This is a genomic window from Amycolatopsis sp. NPDC051903 (assembly GCF_044452505.1).
Taxonomy (GTDB): Bacteria; Actinomycetota; Actinomycetes; order Mycobacteriales; family Pseudonocardiaceae; genus Amycolatopsis.
In genome coordinates this window covers 452,922-470,736 of sequence record NZ_JBITBT010000001.1, presented here as the reverse complement: position 1 = coordinate 470,736, position 17,815 = coordinate 452,922, and the positions used below count along the sequence as shown (strand labels likewise).

Sequence of the window (17,815 nt, the reverse complement as noted above, 5' to 3'; positions counted from 1 at the left end):
ACCGACGGCTCCGGCGGTGTCACCCGCGGATCCGTTACCTCTTGATCCCGGGAGTGTACGGCCCAGCACCGCCGAAAAGTGATCGAATCGCTCGATCCCACCTGGTCGCCGGGCACGGATGGCGTCCCGCGGGTGTACTTTCGCCAAGGATTTTCGGACAGTCGGTGATGCGGCACCCTGGGTTCGGTATAAGTTCCCCCCGGGAGTTGAGTCGTCAGAGCGGGGGCGTCAAGTGGCAACGGGCACGACGGTATTCAGCAGGGTGACGGTGGTCGCGCCGAACACCCGGATCGACGTCGCGCTGCCGGCCGACGTCGCGGTGGCCGATCTGCTGCCGATGCTGCTGGAGATGGCGCGGGAGACGTCGCCCGACGGCGGCGCGCGCCACGGCGGCTGGGCGCTGGCCAAACTCGGCGACGCCCCGCTGGACCCGAGCCGCACGCTCGCGTCGCTCGGTGTCGTCGACGGCGAGCTGCTGCAGCTGCGCAAGCGCAACGAGAACCCGCCGCCGCCGCTGTACGACGACGTGGTCGACGCCATCGCGGAGTCGACCCCCGACACCTTCCGTCCCTGGACCAAGGAGACGGCGCGCCGCTTCGGGCACGTCGCCGGCGGGCTCGCGCTGTTCGCGTCCGCGCTGGCGCTGCTGATGAGCGGATCGCTCGCCGGCGGCAACTCGCTCGCCGCGGCCATCGCCGGCGGGCTCGGCGCGATCGCGTGCGTGGCGGTCGGCGCGACCCTGGTGAAGGGCTACCAGGCCGAGGGCACCGGCGTGCTGATCGCCGCCGCGGGCGGCCTGCCGCTGGCGTTCGTGAGCGGCTTCTACATCGTCCCCGGCCTCACCGTCCGGGCGAACCTGCTGCTGGGCGCGGTGCTCGTGCTCATCGTCGCGGCGGTCTGCATCCTCGTCATCGGCGCCGGTATCCGCGTGTTCATCGCCGCGGCCACGGCCGGCGTCTTCGGCGCGATCGCGTTCCTGGTCGCGACGCTGGTCACGGTGACCCCGGCCGGGGTCGGCGCCGGCGCGGTCGCCGTGTCGCTCGCTTGCATCTCGATCCTGCCGCGCGCCACGATCTGGCTCGCGAAGCTCCCGCTGCCGCACGTGCCCAGCACCGCGGAGGAGCTGAAGGAAGAGACCGGGTTCCCGGACTACGAGGCGATCGAGAAGCGCACCGCCGTCGCCCACGACTACATGACCGGCCTGCTGATCGGCTGCGGTGCCACCACCGCCGTCTCGGCCGTGATCGCCGCGACCGCGCCGGGCGTGTTCGGCATCATCCTCGGCGTGGTCGCCACGCTCGTGCTGCTGCTGCGCGCCCGCGCGTACGCCAACGGCGCGCAGGCCATCGCGCTGCTCACCACGGGCATGGTGTCCGCGGCCGGGATCCTGATCGGCTGGCTGTTCTCCGCCACCGCCGAAAACCGCGTGCTGTACGTCTTCGGCGCGCTGCTCCTCGTCGCCGCGGGTTCGCTCGTGGTCGGCGTGATCTTCCCGAACCAGCGCTTCTCCCCGCCACTGCGACGCACCGTCGAGATCTTCGAGGCGATCTGCATCGCCGTGGTGCTGCCGCTGGCCCTCGGCGTGATGGACCTCTACACGACGTTGCGCCACCTGAACCTCAAGTGAGCCGGCAGATGCGCGCGCGACGTCCGTTCCCGCGTCGGCTCGGGCTCGGTGGCCGCACCGGTGTCGTCCTGCTCGCGGCCGGGATCGGGGTGCTGGCCCCGTTCGCGGCCGTCTCGCCCGCGTCGGCGCAGCAGCCCACCGACGCGGCCGGCACGTGGGCGACGCCGCCGCAGGTCGACCTGAGCGTGCTGCCGACCGACAGCGGCGGGCCGGACAAGACCTACAAGCAGAAGACGGGGTGCGTTCAGCGCAGCCTCGACGCCAACGTTCCGATCAACATCATCCCGTGGGGTCAGGCGTACCTGCAGCTGGACAAGGCCCAGCAGATCGTGAAAGCGGCGACCGGCAGCATCGGCGGGAATCAGAAGGTCGCCGTCGTCGACACCGGCGTCACGCCGCACCCGTGGTTCCAGGGCCGCGTCGAGAGCGGCGGCGAGTACGTCGCCAACCCGACCAACGGCCAGCCGGGCGGCCTGCAGGACTGCGACGGCCACGGCACCGAAGTCGCCGGCATCATCGCGGGCAACCCGCAGGATCCGAAGGTCGGGTTCATCGGGGTCGCGCCCGACGCGACGATCATCTCCTACCGGCAGCTGAGCGAGAACTACTCCGAGGACACGAGCTCGAACAGTTCGAGCAACACTGGGCAGCCCGGCGGGCAGCAAGGGGGGCAGCCCGGCGGCCAGACCGGCGGGCAGCTGCCCCCGAGCACCGGTGGCGGCGGTCAGGTCGGCGGCACCGGCCCGCAGCAGGACAACAACGGCGACACCCGCCAGCTGCAGAAGGAAGGCACGGCCGGCACGCTGCACACGCTGGCCGAGATCATCCGCGGCATCGCCGACAAGCACCAGGCCAAGGTCATCAACATGTCGGTGGACCACTGCCGCGCGGCCGACGGCAACGGCGACATCCAGACGGGTGAGCGAGAGGTCCAAGCCGCCGTGAAGCACGCGGCGGACAACGACGTGGTCGTCGTCGCCGCGGCGGGCAACGTCTCCGACAGCTGCCCGCAGAACGACCAGCCCGACCCGAACAAGCCGAAGTCGATCGTCACGCCGCCGTGGTTCGCCGACGACGTGCTGTCGGTCGGCGCGATCGACCAGTCCGGCGGTGTCGCGTCGTTCAGCGTGCACGGCCCGTGGGTCGGCGTCGCCGCGCCCGGCACCGACATCGTGTCGCTCGACCCGGCCGAGGGCTCGACGGGCCTGGCGAACCTCACGATCAACAACGGCCAGCAGTCGAAGATCCAGGGCACGAGCTTCGCCGCGCCGTATGTGGCCGGCGTGGCCGCCCTCGTCCGCTCGATGTACCCGAAGCTCAACGCGCGCCAGGTGATCCAGCGCATCGAGGCCACCGCGCAGCACCCGGCCGCGCCCGGCGGGCGCGACGACTTCGTGGGTTACGGCGTGATCGACCCGGTCGCCGCGCTCACCGCGAATCTGCCCGGCGACGTCGGCATGCTGGCGCCGCCGAAGCCGGTCGTCCAGGCCGCGCAGCTGCCGCCGGCCGACGGCGGCAGCTCCACCCCGATGATCGTCGCGCTGGCGGGCACCGGCGGTGGGGTGCTGGCGCTGCTGATCACGCTCTTCGTGATGCACACGATCCGGCGCAACCGGCCGGACAGCCGGCCGGGCTGAGCGCTGCCGTCCTGAAGCCCGAAGGGGCCGCGCACCGGGTTTTCCCGGCGGGCGGCCCCTTCGGTCACTTCTGGGGTTTCTTGGCCTTGTCGGGCTTCTGAGGGCGCGGGTCCTCGCCGATCACGGGCGGCACCACGTGCTCCGGTTCGCCGAGGAGGTCCGACGACTTGGCGGACGTGCGGTTCTTGGGCTGGCGCGTACCGCCGCCGCCACCGCCCGCCCCGCCGCCGAAGCCGCCCATCATGGGCATCATCGGCATGGCCATGCCCGGCTGTCCCTGCGCGGGCTGGGCGGGTGCGGGCGCGGGTTCCGGCTGGACCGGGAGCACGCCCGCGTCCACTTGCTGCGAGCGCGGATCGACGCCGGATTCCTTGCCCTGGTTGACCTCTCCGGCCGCCGACGGGGAGACGGAGTCGTCGGCCGAGGACGGTGCGGTCGTGCCGGACGGGTCGGCCGCCGCGGTGTCAGGCGCGGAGTTTTCCACCTGATCGGGCGAAGTTCCGGGCTGCGCTTCGGCTTCGGACGCCGCCGAATCGGCCGGCCGCGAACCGGCCTGCTCCGGTCCGGCGGCCGCGCCGACTGCGGCGGGCCGCGCGGAATCGCTGCCGTGGAGCCGGAACTGCTCGGCCGGGTAGTGACGGCGGACCGTGATGCTCGACTGCTCACCCGCCGGCGCGTCCACGCCGTCGCAGAGCCGGCCGAACTCCTGCAGCACGTCTTCCGCCGCGTCGTAGAAGGACCGCATCGACTGCTCGGTCTCCCGAAGCTGTGCGCGCGAACGGCTCACGCCGCCCACGGGCAGCATCGCCGATTCCGACAGCAGATCGGCCGCGTCGGTGAGCACGTGGGTGGCGTCGCCGACGATCTTGCGCAGCGTGCCGGCGAGCTCGTCCAGCGCGCCCGCCAGCTCGTCGAGAGCGTCCTCGACGCCTTCGCTCGCGGACCGGATTTCACCCAGATAAGTGACAAAAGCATCGGCGTCCGCACCCGACCACGACGCGTCGAGCCGGCCCAGTTCCTCGGCCAGCTCGGCGGAAACCCCGCCCGCCGTCTTCGCGGCCGTGCGCAGGCGTTGGGCTTCCTCGTCGAGGTCCTCCCAGCGGCCGACGAGCGGGCGGTAGTACACCGCGACGGGGTCGGTCACGCCGAGCTCGCGCGCGAGCTCGGACACGAACGTCAGCGACGGTTCCGTCACGACCGCCTCCCGGCGCGCTTGAGGATCTCGGCCGCGTCGGCGTCACGCTGCGCGTGACCCGCGGTCAGCTGTTCGAGCGCCTGCGCGGCCGACCGCAGTGCGGTCGCGCCCGCCTGCAGCTGCTGCCGCAGCGCCGTCGACGCCCGCGTGTACGACCGGTCCAGACCGAGCCGGCCGCCCAGCTCCCCGTACGTCTCCGCCGTGGTCGCGCCCGTACCGATGCCGGCCGCCGCCGTGTCCAGCTCGCCGGCGGCGTGCGCCACCTTGGCCGCGTAGCCGTCGACGACCGCTCCGTCGATGTTCAGCGCGTTGTTCCCCGCCGCCACGACATCCTCCTCACCCGACTGTGTTCGAGTGTGACGGACACGGCCGCGCGGTGGTTCCCGGTTCAGCCGCCGGCCTGCTGCCCGGCCTGCTGCGCCGGGAACGAGCCCGCGTTCGGGTCGATGGGCACGGAGTCGAACTGCTTCTGCACGTCCTGCGTGTTCAGCGACGAGCCCGTGGGCAGCAGTCCGATGATCGACTCCGGCGCCGGCAACGGGTTGTTCAGACCGAGCGCGTTGGCGGTGTTCACGTCCGGGACGCCGTAGCGGAGACCGCGGTCCGAGATGAGCTGGATCGGGCCCTTGCCGAACGTCGCATTCGTCTCCGTGGCCGACGACACGACCGCGCCGAAGCCCGGTGGCATGAAGAACCCGGTGATGGGCAAGCCGTTCGGGCCCGTGGTGCTCACGTTCTGGACCTTCGACGAGTTGTCGGGGTTGAACGTCTCGGCGGGCAGGCGGTTGCTGACGTACACCGACGTGTGCGCCGTGTTCTTGCCCGGGTCGAACGACCAGCCGAGGCACGCCACCGGCGAGCCCTGCGTCGCGTCGAGGACGGTCGGGGTCTCCTGCGGGTAGTTGCTGACGTCGACGAAGCCGTCGTCGCCCTTCTGCAGCTGCCTGGCGCCGTTGATGCTGCTGAGGCCGAGGTCGACGACCTTGCTCGAGCTGGCACCGTTCCTCGCCACGCGCACGATGTCGGCGACGGCGGAGGACACCTTCTCGATGCCCGTCTTCGTGATCAGCCAGAACTCCGGCTGCCCACCCGAAGGAGTGGTCGAGAAGACGTCGCCGACCGCGAGACCTTGGAAGTTCTGCGTCGGCGTGTCGCCGGCACCGTCGACCTGCGGCGGCACGAGCGGGGGGACGTCGGGGATCGCGTTGAGGAACGCCTGCGAGACCTTGCGCGCCTTGGACGGCAGCTGCAGCGCCGCCTTCACGGGGTCGCTGTTGTCCAGACTCACCTGGGAGCGCACCGTGTTGGCGTCGGGCCGCGCCTGCGTGGGCGGGAGGCGGTAGATGAGGTAGGTCTTGCCGTTGCCGGCGTCGCCCAGCAGCGCCTGGCCGTTGTTCAGCTCCGTGCCGACGTTCGCGACACCGGCGATCACCGTGGTGTCGGTGCGGTTCACGCTGTCCGGCACCGGCAGCGACGGCTCGAGTTCCACCTGGTCGCACACCGCCCAGTTGGGGGAAATGCGCTGGGTGGCATCGGGCAGAAGTTGTGGCCCATCGGGAATGCCGGTCAGTTTTCCGCGCGGAATGTTCTTGAGCTGTTCATCCGAAACGACGGTCGGAGTCTTCACCTCGGCCGCCGGCGCACCGGCCGGCTGGGCGCCACCCTGACCGCCGCCCTGCGACGACTGCTGTTGCTGCGCCAGCAGGATCAGCCGCGCGGACGCGAGGTTGAAGGTCGGGATCAGCTTCTGCGGATTTCCGGTGACCACGTACACCGTGCCGGACTGCTCGCCGATCACGATGTTCCCCGACGCAGGCACCGACGGAGCCGGGCTGAGCAGGGCCCACAGCACGAAGACGACCGCGCCCAGCACGCCGAGGATCACCCCGACGACGGTCGCCCGCGCGTGGGTGCGCATCGGGTCGTGCAGCATCACCGAATCGCGGCGGACGAGCGCCGACTGCATCCGGCGCATGACGAACTTGTAGGCCTGAACCTGTGACTTAGTCGTGGGTGTTGATGGCATTTCCGACCTACAGTCCTCCCCGTCGCGGTACGGTTCCGCAGGATAGCCGTACGGGGACCGTCTGGTGTGGGGTTTCTACCAACTCAAGCTAGGGTCGGACACCTCGGTACCGGCTTTCCGGGAACGTAGCACTCACGAGGGGAAGAGAACGCGCGGATGTCCGTCACCACGCCTCCACGTCCGCCTGGCCCGCCGGGGCCGCCGCCACCCGGAGGACGTCCTCCGGGTCCGCCGCCGCGACCGGGCAGATCGGGTGGACCGGGCGGGGTGCCGGGTGGACCCGGTGGGCCGGGCGGACCTGGTGGCCCCGGAGGCGTGCCGCGCGGTCCGGGTGGTCCCGGTGGGCCCGGTGGGCCCGGAGGTCCTGCCGGCCCGGGTGGGCCCGGAGGTCGTGGCCGTCCCGGTGGTCCCGGCGGCCGGGGACCCAACGGTCCCAACGGTCCCGGTGGCGGCGGTCCTGGTGGTCCGGGTGGACCCGGTGGGCCTGGAGGTCCCGGTGGGCCCGGCGGTCCGGGAGGACCGGGCGGCCCCGGTGACTCCAGTGGTTCCGGCCCTGACGGTAGCGGCTCGGGTGGTTCGCCCGCGGCGACGGCGACCGCGACCCGCATGGCCCCGCCTTCGCGGCAGCGCTCCGGGGGCATCAACCTCGGCCCGCTGCCCGTGTCGAACCTCGTGCTGCTGGAACTCGGTGTCGCGATCGGGCTGATCCTGCTCGCGATCAACTCCGAAAAACTCAAGTACATCGCCGCCGGTGTCGTCTTCGTCTTCCTCGTCTTCGCGTTCCTGCGGGTCGGCGGGCGCTGGTTCACGCAGTGGCTCGGCCTGACCATGCGCTACCGCTTCCGGTCGCACGACCGCGTCGCGACCCCGCCGCCGCCCAGCACCGTCGAGGAGCTGGCGGCCGAGGACACCACGGTCACCGGCCCCGACGACGCGCGCGTGAACCTGCTGCGCCTGGCCGTGCCGGACCTCGTGGTGGCGCACGGCGTCGACCACGAACGCCAGCAGGTCGGCCTCGCCTGGAACGACGGCACGTGGACCGCGGTGCTGCTCGTCGAGCCGGCACCCGCGCTGATCACGCAGGCGGGCGGCGCGCCGAGCCTGCCGCTGTCGGCGCTCGCGCCGTGCCTCGAAGACCGCGGTGTGGTCCTCGACTCGATCCAGATGATCTGGCACAGCTACCCCGGTTCCGCGGCGCTGCCCTCGGATTCGCCGGCGCTCAGCTCGTACATGGAGGTGCTCGGCCCGCTGCCCGCGGCCGCGCGCCGCACCACGTGGATCGCGGTCCGGCTCGACCCGCGGCGCTGCCCGGACGCGATCCGGGAACGCGGCGGCGGTGTCGTCGGTGCCCACCGCGCGCTGATCGGCGCGCTGTCGCGTGTGCGCAACGCGCTGGAGTCCAAAGGTGTGCCGACGCGGCCGCTCGACCCGGACGAGCTGCTGCGCGCCAGCATCTCCGCCGCGGAGCTCACGGCCGTCGCGGGTTCGTCGACGAAGGTGAATCTGCAGGAGAGCTGGACCGGCGTCACCGCGGCCGGCATCGGGCACTCCAGCTACGCGATCACCGGCTGGCCGAAGGGCAAGATCAGCGGCAGCCTCGAGGCGCTCACGAGCGTCCGCGCGCTGTCGGCGACGGTCGCCATGTCGATCTCGCCGGCGTCGGACGAGGGCCGCATCGGGCTGCGTGGCGTGGTGCGCGTGAGCGCCCGCAACCCGCGTGAGCTCGAAGCCGCCGATCAGCGGCTGAAGTCCGTTTCGGAACGGCTGGACGTCGACCTGACCCCGATGCGGGGCCTGCAGATCGCCGCCTTCGCCGCGACCCTGCCCATCGGAGGTACGGCATGAGCACCCGCCTGCGCGACGCCGGGCAGAACGCCGGCGTCGCCCCGGAGTTCACCGTCGACCCCGCGATGCTCGACGCGATCAGCCCGTCCGGCGACAGGGGCGGCATCGTCCTCGGCTCGGGCCTCAAGGGCGAACCGCTCACCATCTCGGCCCTGCGCTCCACGCCGACGCGCATCGTGCTCGTCGGCGGTCTGTACCTCGCCCGTCAGGTGGCGCTGCGCGCGATGGCCGTGGGCGCGTGGGTGGTCGTGGCCACCGGGCGCCCCGCGGCCTGGCAGGTGCTCTCCCAGTCCGCCGGGACTCGCGATGGACGCCCGTCGCCGCTGGTGCAGATCCGGCGCCTGTCGCCGGTCGAGCTGCCGCGCCCGTCGGAAGACGCCCCGCTGCTCGTGGTCACCGACGGCGGCCCGACGCCGCAGGACCTCTTCCCGCCGCGCTCGCCGTGGCAGACCACCGTGTACGTCCTGCCCTACCTGCACCCGCAGGCCGGCGCGACGGCCAACGCCGCGGACCTCGTGCTGATGCAGCGCCTGCCCGCGGGCCAGGCCGAGCTGGCGGCCCGCATCTGGCGCCTGCCGCCGCAGATGATGCGCCAGCTGACCACGCTGAAGGACGACCAGGTCGTGGCGCTGGGCCGCAACCTCTGGCGCCCCCTGCGCCTGGTCACGACGCAGAAGGAACAGCAGATCCTCGGCCCCGTCCGCCGGGGCGACTGAGGTTCTCGTTGGCGTGGAAGGCCTCTCCGGGCTCAGTCCGGGGAGGCCTTCACCGCGTTCGGCGGGCCAGCAGGTGGGCGTCGAGGAAACCGCGCTCCGACTCGGGGTCGTGGACGAGGCGGGCGAACGGGGCGAGCCCGGCCCCGGCGAGCAGCTCCACCGGCCAGCTGTAGGCGGGCGCCACCTTGTGATCGAAACGGATCGGCGCCGGCGCGTCGGTCGCGAAGAACGAGACCAGCGACAGACCGCCCGGGGCCAGGACGCGCGCCTGCTCGGCGAGCAGCGCCGGCAGTTCCTCCGGCGGCGTGTGGATCAGCGAGTAGTGGGCCAGGACGCCACCGAGCGCACCGTCCTCGAACGGCAAGGCCTCCATCCGCGCCTCGTCGAACCGCAGCGCCGGGAACGACAGCCGCGCGTGCTCGACCATGCCCGGGGAGAGGTCGAGACCGCGGACAGCCAGCCCCGCCTCGCCCAGAAAGGCCGTGATGTGCCCGGGCCCGCACCCGACGTCGGCCACTCGCGGGTTCCCCGTCGCACCGACCAGCTCGGCGAAAGTGCTCACCATGGTCCGCGTGAACGGCAGCTCCGCCAGCCGCGGGTCGGCGAACAGCGACGCGTACAGCTCGACGATCCCGTCGTAGGCCACCCTGGTTTCGTCCTGGTGCTCTGCCACGGACGGAGAACCTACCGGTCCGTGGGCGAGCGGACGTTGCGCGTCTGCTCGGCCCGGGCCGCCAGTTCCGCGTCCGGCGGGTAGTCCACGGCCGTCAGCGTGAGGCCGTGGGCCGGGGCGACGGCGCTGTCGCGCGTGCCGCTCGCGAGGACGTCGGCGGGCCACGAGCGGGCGCGGCGGCCGTCGCCGACGAGGAGGAGGACGCCGACCAAGCTGCGGACCATGGAGTGGCAGAAGGCGTCGGCGGTGACGCGGACTTCGAGCAGGTGCTCGTCGACGCGCGACCACTCCAGCTCCTGCAGCTCGCGGATCGTGGTGCCGCCCTCGCGCTGTTTGCAGTAGGCCGCGAAGTCCTGCAGGCCCAGCAAAGCGTGGGCGGCCTCGTTCATCGCGTCCGTCGACAGTGGCCGGCCCCAGGCGAGGGTGTCGTTGCGGCGCAAGGGATCCACGCCCCAGGGCGCGTCGGAGACCCGGTAGCGGTAGTGGCGCCGGATCGCCGAGAAGCGGGCGTCGAAGCCGGCCGGGGCGATGCGGGCGCCGAGGACGCGGACGTCGGCGGGCAGCAGCTTGTTCCAGCGGCCCGTCATGCGCGTGAGGTCCGGGATGCCGTGCTCGTCGACCGGCACGCGGCCGGGGGCGCCCGGCGCGAGCGGGACGACGTCGACGTGCACGACCTGACCGGTCGCGTGCACCCCGGCGTCCGTGCGGCCCGCGACGACCACGGACTTCGCGATCGACGCGCCCGGCGGCTGGCGCTGCAGGGCCTGCTCCAGCTCCGCCTGCACGGTGCGGCGGCCGGGCTGGCGCGCCCAGCCGGAGAAGTCGGTGCCGTCGTAGGAGACGTCCAAGCGCAGACGGACGAGCCCGCCCTCCCCGGGGGGAGTGGCGGGCTCGTCCGGTGTCGACTGTGCCGTCAGGACTCAGTCCTTCTTGGCGTCCGCGTCGTCGGCGGCAGCCTCGTCGGAAGCAGCTTCGTCCGAAGCGGCCTCCTCGGTGGCGGCCTCGGCGGTCTCCTCGGCCGGAGCCTCGGTGACGGCCTCTTCCGTGGTCTCCTCGACCACAGCAGCCTCGGCCGGCTTCTCGTCCTTGGCGAACTTCGTGCCGCGAGCCCGCTCGGCCTCCGACGTCACGGTCTGCTCCGCGACCAGTTCGATGACCGCCATGGCGGCGTTGTCGCCCTTGCGCGGCATCGTCTTGGTGATGCGGGTGTAACCGCCGGCCCGCTCCGCGAAGTGCGGGCCGATCTCGGCGAACAGCTTGTGCAGCACGTCCTTGTCACGGACGACCTTCTGCACCTGGCGGCGGTTGTGCAGGTCGCCCCGCTTCGCCTTGGTGATCAGCTTCTCGGCCAGCGGGCGCACCCGCCGGGCCTTCGCCTCGGTCGTCGTGATCTTGCCGTGCTCGAACAGCTGCGTGGCCAGGTTGGCCAGGATCAGCCGCTCGTGCGCGGACGACCCGCCGAGACGGGGTCCCTTCGTGGGGGTGGGCATCGGTTCTCCTCGTTCAGCTGCACAGCTTGTGGCCTACGCGGCCTTACAGCTGTTCCGTCTCTGCGTAGTCCTGGCCATCGTCGTGGCCGTCGTCCGAAATCCCGCCGCCGATGCCGGCGACACTCCCCGACCAGCCTTCACCGTCGTAGCTGGTCGCAGCCGCGGTCGGGTCGAACCCGGGCGGGCTGTCCTTGAGCGCCAGGCCGAGACCGACGAGCTTCATCTTGACCTCGTCGATCGACTTCGCACCGAAGTTGCGGATGTCGAGCAGGTCCGCCTCGCTGCGCGAGACGAGCTCGCCCACCGTGTGGATGCCCTCGCGCTTGAGGCAGTTGTACGACCGGACGGTGAGGTCCAGGTCCTCGATCGGCATCGCGTAGGCGGCGATGGTGTCCGCCTCCTGCGGCGACGGGCCGATCTCGATGCCCTCGGCGTCGACGTTCAGCTCGCGAGCGAGACCGAACAGCTCCACCAGCGTCTTGCCCGCCGACGCGACCGCGTCGCGCGGCGTGATCGACGGCTTGGTCTCGACGTCCAGGATCAGCTTGTCGAAGTCGGTCCGCTGCTCGACACGAGTGGCCTCGACCTTGTACGTCACCTTCAGCACGGGCGAGTAGATCGAGTCGACCGGGATCCGGCCGATCTCGGCACCCGCCTGCTTGTTCTGCAGCGCCGGGACGTAACCGCGGCCGCGCTCGACGACGAGCTCGATCTCGAGCTTGCCCTTGCCGTTCAGCGACGCGATGTGAAGGTCCGGGTTGTGCACGGTGACGCCGGCCGGGGGCACGATGTCGGCAGCCGTGACCTCACCGGGGCCCTGCTTGCGCAGGTACATGGTGACCGGCTCGTCCTCCTCCGAGGACACCACGAGCTCCTTGAGGTTCAGGATGATGTCGGTGACGTCTTCCTTCACCCCGGGAACGGTGGTGAACTCGTGCAGCACGCCGTCGATGCGGATGCTCGTCACGGCCGCGCCCGGGATGGACGACAGCAGCGTGCGCCGCAGCGAGTTGCCGAGCGTGTAGCCGAAGCCGGGCTCCAGCGGTTCGATGGTGAACCGGGAGCGGGTCTCGTTGACCGTCTCTTCGCCGAGAGCCGGCCGCTGGGAAATCAGCATTGTTCCTTGTTCCTTTCCAGACGACGCCCGCCATATGACGTCGAAGGGATGGCGCGGCGGCGGCGCACTCGGGGCGCCGCCGCCCGTAACCCACCGGGGTGGGTTACTTGGAGTAGAGCTCGACGATCAGCTGTTCCTGAACCGGAACGTCGATCTGCGCACGCTCCGGCAGCTGGTGGACCAGCACGCGGAGGTTCGACGAAACAACCTGCAGCCACGCCGGGATCGGGCGCTCGCCGAAGGCCTCCTTGGCCGCGACGAAGGGCAGCATGCCCAGCGACTTCGGCCGCACGTCGATGATGTCCCACTTGGACACCTGGAACGACGGGACGTTGACCTTCTCGCCGTTGACCAGGAAGTGGCCGTGGCTCACCAGCTGGCGCGCCTGGCGGCGCGTGCGGGCGATGCCGGCGCGGTAGATCACGTTGTCCAGCCGGGACTCGAGGATCTGCAGCAGGTTCTCACCGGTCTTGCCCGGACGCCGGACGGCTTCCTTGTAGTACCGGACGAACTGGCGCTCGAGGACGCCGTAGGTGTAGCGAGCCTTCTGCTTCTCCTGCGACTGCAGGAGGTACTCGGACTCCTTGATGCGCCCGCGGCCGTGCTGGCCCGGCGGGTAGGGGCGACGCTCGAAAGCCTGGTCGCCGCCGATGAGGTCAACCTTGAGGCGACGCGAAATACGCGTCGCGGGGCCGGTGTAACGAGCCATTTCTTCTTACTCCTCCCCGTTCCTCAGACCCGGCGCCGCTTGGGCGGGCGGCAGCCGTTGTGAGGCTGCGGGGTCACGTCCTGGATGGTGCCGACCTCGAGGCCGGCCGCCTGCAGCGAGCGGATCGCCGTCTCGCGGCCCGAACCCGGGCCCTTCACGAAGACGTCGACCTTCTTCATGCCGTGCTCGGCAGCCTTGCGGGCGGCGTTCTCGGCAGCCATCTGCGCGGCGAACGGGGTGGACTTGCGCGAGCCCTTGAAGCCCACGTGCCCACTCGACGCCCACGCGATCACGGCACCGGTCGGGTCCGTGATCGAGACGATGGTGTTGTTGAAGGTGCTCTTGATGTGCGCGTGACCGTGCGCAACGTTCTTCTTTTCCTTGCGGCGGACCTTCTTGGCCCCGGCCGCAGTACGAGACTTCGGTGGCATGTTCTGGGGGTTCTCCTGTTAGCGCGCGTTCTCTTGGTGAGCGGCAGCCGCTTCCTGCTGACCGCGACGGATGATCGACCCGGCGTCGGTGTACAGGTTCCGCAGCGCCATCGGGCGGGCGTAGAGCGCCTTGGGCGAGACACAAGCCGTACCGCGACGGTTCCCGCCGCCCATCTGCACGACCTTCTTGCCCTTGACGCTCACTTCTTGCCAGCCTTCTTCTTGCCGGCGACCGTCTTCTTCGGACCCTTGCGGGTGCGGGCGTTGGTCTTGGTCCGCTGACCGCGGACGGGCAGACCGCGACGCCAGCGCAGGCCCTGGTAGGTGCCGATCTCGATCTTGCGACGGATGTCGGCGTTCACCTCGCGACGCAGGTCACCCTCGACCTTGAAGTTCTCGTCGATGTAGTCACGAAGCTTGATGAGGTCCTCATCGCTGAGGTCCTTCACGCGGGTGTCCGCGTTGAGCTCGGCAGCAGCGATCATCTGCTTCGAGCGCGTACGGCCGATGCCGTAGATGTAGGTCAGCGCGATCTCCAACCGCTTCTCGCGGGGGAGGTCGACGCCAGCGAGTCGTGCCACTGGTGCTCCTTCTTCGTGTTCGTCTTCAGGTCTGCTCCCCGTCCGGTTCCGGAACCGACTCGCCTGTCGTGCCCGGGGCTTGCGCTCCGGGTGTCCCGGCCCCGGCCTGAAGTCCGGGGGTGTACCGGTCCGCTCACGCGGTCCGGCAGGTGCGGGGAGGGTGGGTAACCGTCAATCCGCTCTGCGGTGCGGTGCTCAGCCCTGGCGCTGCTTGTGGCGCAGGTTCTCGCAGATCACCATGATCCGGCCGTGGCGGCGGATCACCTTGCACTTGTCGCAGATCTTCTTGACGCTCGGCTGGACCTTCACGTCTCCTGCTTTCTGCTTCTTCTCAGCTCTACGTGATCACTTGTAGCGGTAGACGATGCGACCACGAGACAAGTCGTAGGGCGACAGCTCCACGACCACCCTGTCCTCGGGCAGGATGCGGATGTAGTGCTGCCGCATCTTGCCGCTGATGTGGGCAAGAACCTTGTGGCCGTTCTCCAACTCGACGCGGAACATCGCGTTGGGGAGCGGCTCGACCACGCGGCCTTCGACCTCGATGGCCCCGTCTTTCTTAGCCATGTCCTCCGCAATCCCTGAATGCACGCTCCATGCACACAGCGTGATCGGTTTGAGCTCGAGTCTTGCTGACTGGAGTGGTGCTCCGGCACACTCCACCCCGACTCCAAGTTCGTGACAGTTCACGAGCGCGCTGGAACCGGCGCGATGAGTACGCCGACTTGACAGTGTACGCAACTCGTGTCGCGACCCCCAAACGGGGGGTAACTGTGCTACAAGCCGGCGGCGAGGGCGCCTGGCTACCAGTATGCCTGAAAACGGCTGGACCTGCGAGAATCGCCTGGTCAGGTGAACTTTTGTGCCCGGAGTCAGTCCAGCTCGGGCGCGGTGAGCACCCACGGACCGTCATCGGTGATGGCGACCGTGTGCTCCCAGTGCGAGGCCCGCGAGCCGTCCGCCGTGACGACGGTCCAGCCGTCCTCGAGCTCCACGGTCTCGCCGCCGCCGCTGGTCAGCATGGGTTCGATGGCGAGCGCCATGCCGACCTTGAGCCGCGGGCCCTTGCCGGGCTTGCCGACGTTCGGCAGGAACGGGTCCATGTGCATCTGGCGGCCGATGCCGTGGCCGCCGTACTCCAGGATCATCCCGTACTCGACGCCGTTGTCGCGGCCCGCCTTCTCGGCCGCGGTCTGCACGGCGAACGAGATGTCGGTGAGCCGGCCGTCCGCGCGCACGGCCTCGATGCCGGCCCACATGGCCTTCTCGGTGGCCGCGGACAGGGCGAGGTCGGCGTCGCTGACGTTCCCGATCGCGAGCGTGACGGCGGAGTCGCCGTGCCAGCCGTCGAGGATGGCGCCGCAGTCGACGGAGATCAGGTCACCGTCGGCCAGCACCTGCTTGCCCGACGGGATGCCGTGCACGATCTGCTCGTTGACCGAGGCGCAGATCGACGCGGGGAAACCGTGGTAGCCCTTGAAGGACGGCACGGCCCCCGCGTCGCGGATCGTCTGCTCGGCCAGCTCGTCGAGCTCGGCGGTGCTCACGCCGACCTGCGCACGCTCGCGCACGGCGGCGAGCGTCCTCGCGACGACCAAACCGGCCGCGCGCATCGCCTGCAGCTCGCCCGGCGTCTTGACCTCGATCATGCGCCCACGGCGGAGCACTTGCAGAACACGCAACCCTCCGAGATTCACGTGCGGTCGCGCAGCGCTTTCAGCACGCGGCCGGACACCTCGTCGACGTCGCCGACGCCGTCGACGGCCACCAGGATGTCCGCGTAGTACTCCAGCAGCGGGGCCGTCTCGGACCAGTAGATCTGCTGACGGCGGCGGATGACCTCTTCGGTGTCGTCGGCGCGGCCGCGGGCCATCAGGCGCGTCACGACGACGTCCTCGGGCACCTGCAGCTGGATGACCGCTTCGAGCTCGCAGTCGGCCTCGCTCAGCATCTCGCCGAGGACCTCGGCCTGCTTGGCGTTGCGGGGGAAGCCGTCGAGGAGGAAACCAGCCTTCGCGTCGGGCTCGGCGAGCCGCTCGCGGACCATTTCGTTCGTCACGGAGTCGGGCACGAGCTCACCCGAGTCGAGGTAGCGCTTGGCCTCCTGGCCGAGCGGCGTCTCCTGACCGACGTGGGCGCGGAACAGATCACCCGTCGAGATGTGCGGAACCCGCAGCTGCTCGGACAGGGCCACTGCCTGCGTACCTTTGCCCGCACCGGGCGGGCCGACGAGAACCAGGCGCGTCACTTCAAGAACCCTTCGTAGTTGCGCTGCATCAGCTGGCTTTCGATCTGCTTCACGGTGTCGAGGCCGACACCGACCATGATCAGCACAGCCGTGCCACCGAACGGGAAGTTCTGGTTGTTCCCGCTACCGGTGAGGGACAGGAAGAAGTTCGGGAGGATCGCGATGATGCCCAGGTACAGCGAGCCCGGCAGCGTGATGCGGCCGAGCACGTAGCTCAGGTATTCGGCGGTGGGGCGGCCGGGGCGGATGCCCGGGATGAACCCACCGAACTTCTTCATCTCGTCCGCACGCTCGTCCACGTTGAACGTGATCGTGATGTAGAAGTACGTGAAGAAGATGATCAGGGCGAAGTACAGCAGGATGTGGACGTAGTTGCCCTGGTTGACGATGTAGTTCTGGATGAACGACTGCCAGCCGGAGTTGCTGTTCGGGTCGCCGATGAGCTGGCTGAGCAGCTGCGGCAGGTACAGCAGCGACGACGCGAAGATGACCGGGATGACACCGGCCTGGTTCACCTTGATCGGCAGGTACGTCGACGTGCCGCCGTACATCCGGCGGCCGATCATGCGCTTGGCGTACTGCACCGGGATCCGGCGCTGCCCCTGCTCGACGAAGATGACGCTCGCGATGATCACCAGGCCGAAGATGCAGATCATGGCCAGGGCGACGCCGCCACCGTTGCTCATGATGTTCGCGCCCTCGGTGGGGATGCGCGCCGCGATGTTCAGGAAGATCAGCACGGACATGCCGTTGCCGACCCCGCGCTCGGTGATGAGCTCGCCCAGCCACATCATCACGGCCGTGCCGGCGGTCATCGTGCAGACGATGAGCGCGAGCGAGTAGATGCTGTTGTCCGGGATGATCTGCTGCTGGCAGCCCTGGAACAGCGTGCCGCGGTCGGCGAGCGCCACGACGCCGGTCGCCTGCAGGATCGCGAGCGCGATCGTGAGGTACCGCGTGTACTGCGTGAGCTTGTTCTGGCCGGACTGGCCTTCCTTCTTCAGCTCCTCGAACCGCGGGATCACCACGGTGAGCAGCTGGATGATGATGCTCGCCGTGATGTACGGCATGATGCCGGTCGAGAACAGCGACAGCTGCAGCAACGCGCCACCGCTGAACAGGTTCAGCAGCTGGTAGACGCCCTGCTGGTCGGCCTGGGAACTACAGGCCTGCACCGCGGAGAACGAGATCCCCGGAGCCGGGATGGCGGCACCGATCCGGTAAACCGCGACGATGGCTAGCGTGAACAGGATCTTCTTGCGTAGATCCGGCGTCGCGAGAGCCGAGCGGAATGCGCTGAGCACGCGGGGGACCTCCTCGGCGTCGTCGGCTGTCCTACCGACGATCGGCTTGGCCGGCACGGGGGCCGGCGGGAACACAGCTCACTGGCGGCAAGCCAGGAACGCCTCAGGGCACAGTGGTCCCGAAGCGTGTCGCCGACTCTAACAGCTTCGCACCGCGCGTCCGCAGCGCGTGTGCGTTTTCCGGTCCGGCCGCACTCCCCCGGCCCGCGCCTCCGG

Annotated in this window: 20 protein-coding genes; 4 read left to right on the top strand and 16 right to left on the bottom strand. The window is 70.1% G+C overall.

Translation table 11 applies throughout. The features are described 5' to 3' along the window. Positions 1-262: 262 nt before the first annotated feature. Positions 263-1,627 carry a type VII secretion integral membrane protein EccD gene (gene eccD / locus ACIA77_RS02440; protein WP_395883955.1) on the top strand — a complete coding sequence of 455 codons (1,365 nt, stop codon included), beginning with the start codon at positions 263-265 and terminating at the stop codon, positions 1,625-1,627. 8 nt (positions 1,628-1,635) lie between these two features. Then, complete coding sequence (locus ACIA77_RS02435; protein WP_395883954.1) at positions 1,636-3,264, top strand: S8 family serine peptidase; 1,629 nt, start codon at positions 1,636-1,638, stop codon at positions 3,262-3,264. A gap of 64 nt (positions 3,265-3,328) precedes the next feature. Here ACIA77_RS02435 and ACIA77_RS02430 read toward each other — a convergent pair whose 3' ends face one another. From ACIA77_RS02430 to eccB, 3 genes are all read right to left on the bottom strand, one after another. Beyond that, positions 3,329-4,459, bottom strand: coding sequence for a WXG100 family type VII secretion target (locus ACIA77_RS02430; RefSeq protein WP_395883953.1), 1,131 nt, complete (start codon positions 4,457-4,459; stop codon positions 3,329-3,331). Continuing rightward, positions 4,456-4,785: a hypothetical protein gene (locus ACIA77_RS02425; protein ID WP_395883951.1), complete on the bottom strand. Its 330-nt coding sequence runs from the start codon at positions 4,783-4,785 to the stop codon at positions 4,456-4,458. The genes ACIA77_RS02430 and ACIA77_RS02425 overlap by 4 nt, the downstream gene beginning before the upstream one ends. Before the next feature lie 62 nt (positions 4,786-4,847). Next, positions 4,848-6,485: a type VII secretion protein EccB gene (gene eccB / locus ACIA77_RS02420; protein ID WP_395883950.1), complete on the bottom strand. Its 1,638-nt coding sequence runs from the start codon at positions 6,483-6,485 to the stop codon at positions 4,848-4,850. Between the two features lie 606 nt (positions 6,486-7,091). Here eccB and eccE point away from each other — a divergent pair. Together eccE and ACIA77_RS02410 are read left to right on the top strand one after the other, a co-directional pair. Next, complete coding sequence (gene eccE, locus ACIA77_RS02415) at positions 7,092-8,330, top strand: type VII secretion protein EccE (protein WP_395883948.1); 1,239 nt, start codon at positions 7,092-7,094, stop codon at positions 8,328-8,330. Then, complete coding sequence (locus ACIA77_RS02410; protein ID WP_204091685.1) at positions 8,327-9,046, top strand: hypothetical protein; 720 nt, start codon at positions 8,327-8,329, stop codon at positions 9,044-9,046. The genes eccE and ACIA77_RS02410 overlap by 4 nt, the downstream gene beginning before the upstream one ends. A gap of 49 nt (positions 9,047-9,095) precedes the next feature. Here the strand turns inward: ACIA77_RS02410 and ACIA77_RS02405 are convergent, their stop codons facing one another. The 13 genes from ACIA77_RS02405 to secY all read right to left on the bottom strand — a co-directional run bounded on the left by ACIA77_RS02405 (position 9,096) and on the right by secY (position 17,599). Beyond that, the gene (locus ACIA77_RS02405) at positions 9,096-9,719 is read right to left on the bottom strand and encodes a class I SAM-dependent methyltransferase (protein WP_395883947.1); all 624 of its coding nucleotides are present in this window, start codon (positions 9,717-9,719) and stop codon (positions 9,096-9,098) included. 11 nt (positions 9,720-9,730) lie between these two features. Further along, entirely contained in the window at positions 9,731-10,567 is an 837-nt protein-coding gene (gene truA, locus ACIA77_RS02400; RefSeq protein WP_395883945.1) for a tRNA pseudouridine(38-40) synthase TruA, read from the bottom strand. 72 nt (positions 10,568-10,639) lie between these two features. Then, on the bottom strand, positions 10,640-11,209 hold the full coding sequence (gene rplQ / locus ACIA77_RS02395) for a 50S ribosomal protein L17 (protein WP_395883944.1): 570 nt from the start codon (positions 11,207-11,209) through the stop codon (positions 10,640-10,642). Positions 11,210-11,252: 43 nt separating this feature from the next. Further along, on the bottom strand, positions 11,253-12,326 hold the full coding sequence (locus ACIA77_RS02390; protein WP_204091687.1) for a DNA-directed RNA polymerase subunit alpha: 1,074 nt from the start codon (positions 12,324-12,326) through the stop codon (positions 11,253-11,255). Positions 12,327-12,429: 103 nt separating this feature from the next. Next, entirely contained in the window at positions 12,430-13,035 is a 606-nt protein-coding gene (rpsD, locus tag ACIA77_RS02385) for a 30S ribosomal protein S4 (RefSeq protein WP_395883943.1), read from the bottom strand. Positions 13,036-13,058: 23 nt separating this feature from the next. After that, positions 13,059-13,466 carry a 30S ribosomal protein S11 gene (gene rpsK, locus ACIA77_RS02380; RefSeq protein ID WP_004558885.1) on the bottom strand — a complete coding sequence of 136 codons (408 nt, stop codon included), beginning with the start codon at positions 13,464-13,466 and terminating at the stop codon, positions 13,059-13,061. Positions 13,467-13,484: 18 nt separating this feature from the next. Then, positions 13,485-13,670, bottom strand: coding sequence for a hypothetical protein (locus ACIA77_RS02375; protein ID WP_395883942.1), 186 nt, complete (start codon positions 13,668-13,670; stop codon positions 13,485-13,487). Beyond that, on the bottom strand, positions 13,667-14,047 hold the full coding sequence (gene rpsM, locus ACIA77_RS02370) for a 30S ribosomal protein S13 (protein WP_204091690.1): 381 nt from the start codon (positions 14,045-14,047) through the stop codon (positions 13,667-13,669). Before rpsM ends, ACIA77_RS02375 begins: the two co-directional genes overlap by 4 nt. Positions 14,048-14,242: 195 nt before the next feature. After that, entirely contained in the window at positions 14,243-14,356 is a 114-nt protein-coding gene (gene rpmJ, locus ACIA77_RS02365; protein WP_004558882.1) for a 50S ribosomal protein L36, read from the bottom strand. Between the two features lie 36 nt (positions 14,357-14,392). Then, positions 14,393-14,614, bottom strand: coding sequence for a translation initiation factor IF-1 (gene infA / locus ACIA77_RS02360; RefSeq protein ID WP_004558881.1), 222 nt, complete (start codon positions 14,612-14,614; stop codon positions 14,393-14,395). 305 nt (positions 14,615-14,919) lie between these two features. After that, positions 14,920-15,696 carry a type I methionyl aminopeptidase gene (map, locus tag ACIA77_RS02355; protein WP_395883939.1) on the bottom strand — a complete coding sequence of 259 codons (777 nt, stop codon included), beginning with the start codon at positions 15,694-15,696 and terminating at the stop codon, positions 14,920-14,922. 44 nt (positions 15,697-15,740) lie between these two features. Further along, the gene (locus ACIA77_RS02350; protein ID WP_395883938.1) at positions 15,741-16,295 is read right to left on the bottom strand and encodes an adenylate kinase; all 555 of its coding nucleotides are present in this window, start codon (positions 16,293-16,295) and stop codon (positions 15,741-15,743) included. Beyond that, the gene (gene secY / locus ACIA77_RS02345; RefSeq protein WP_395883937.1) at positions 16,292-17,599 is read right to left on the bottom strand and encodes a preprotein translocase subunit SecY; all 1,308 of its coding nucleotides are present in this window, start codon (positions 17,597-17,599) and stop codon (positions 16,292-16,294) included. The genes ACIA77_RS02350 and secY overlap by 4 nt, the downstream gene beginning before the upstream one ends. Positions 17,600-17,815: the final 216 nt, after the last annotated feature.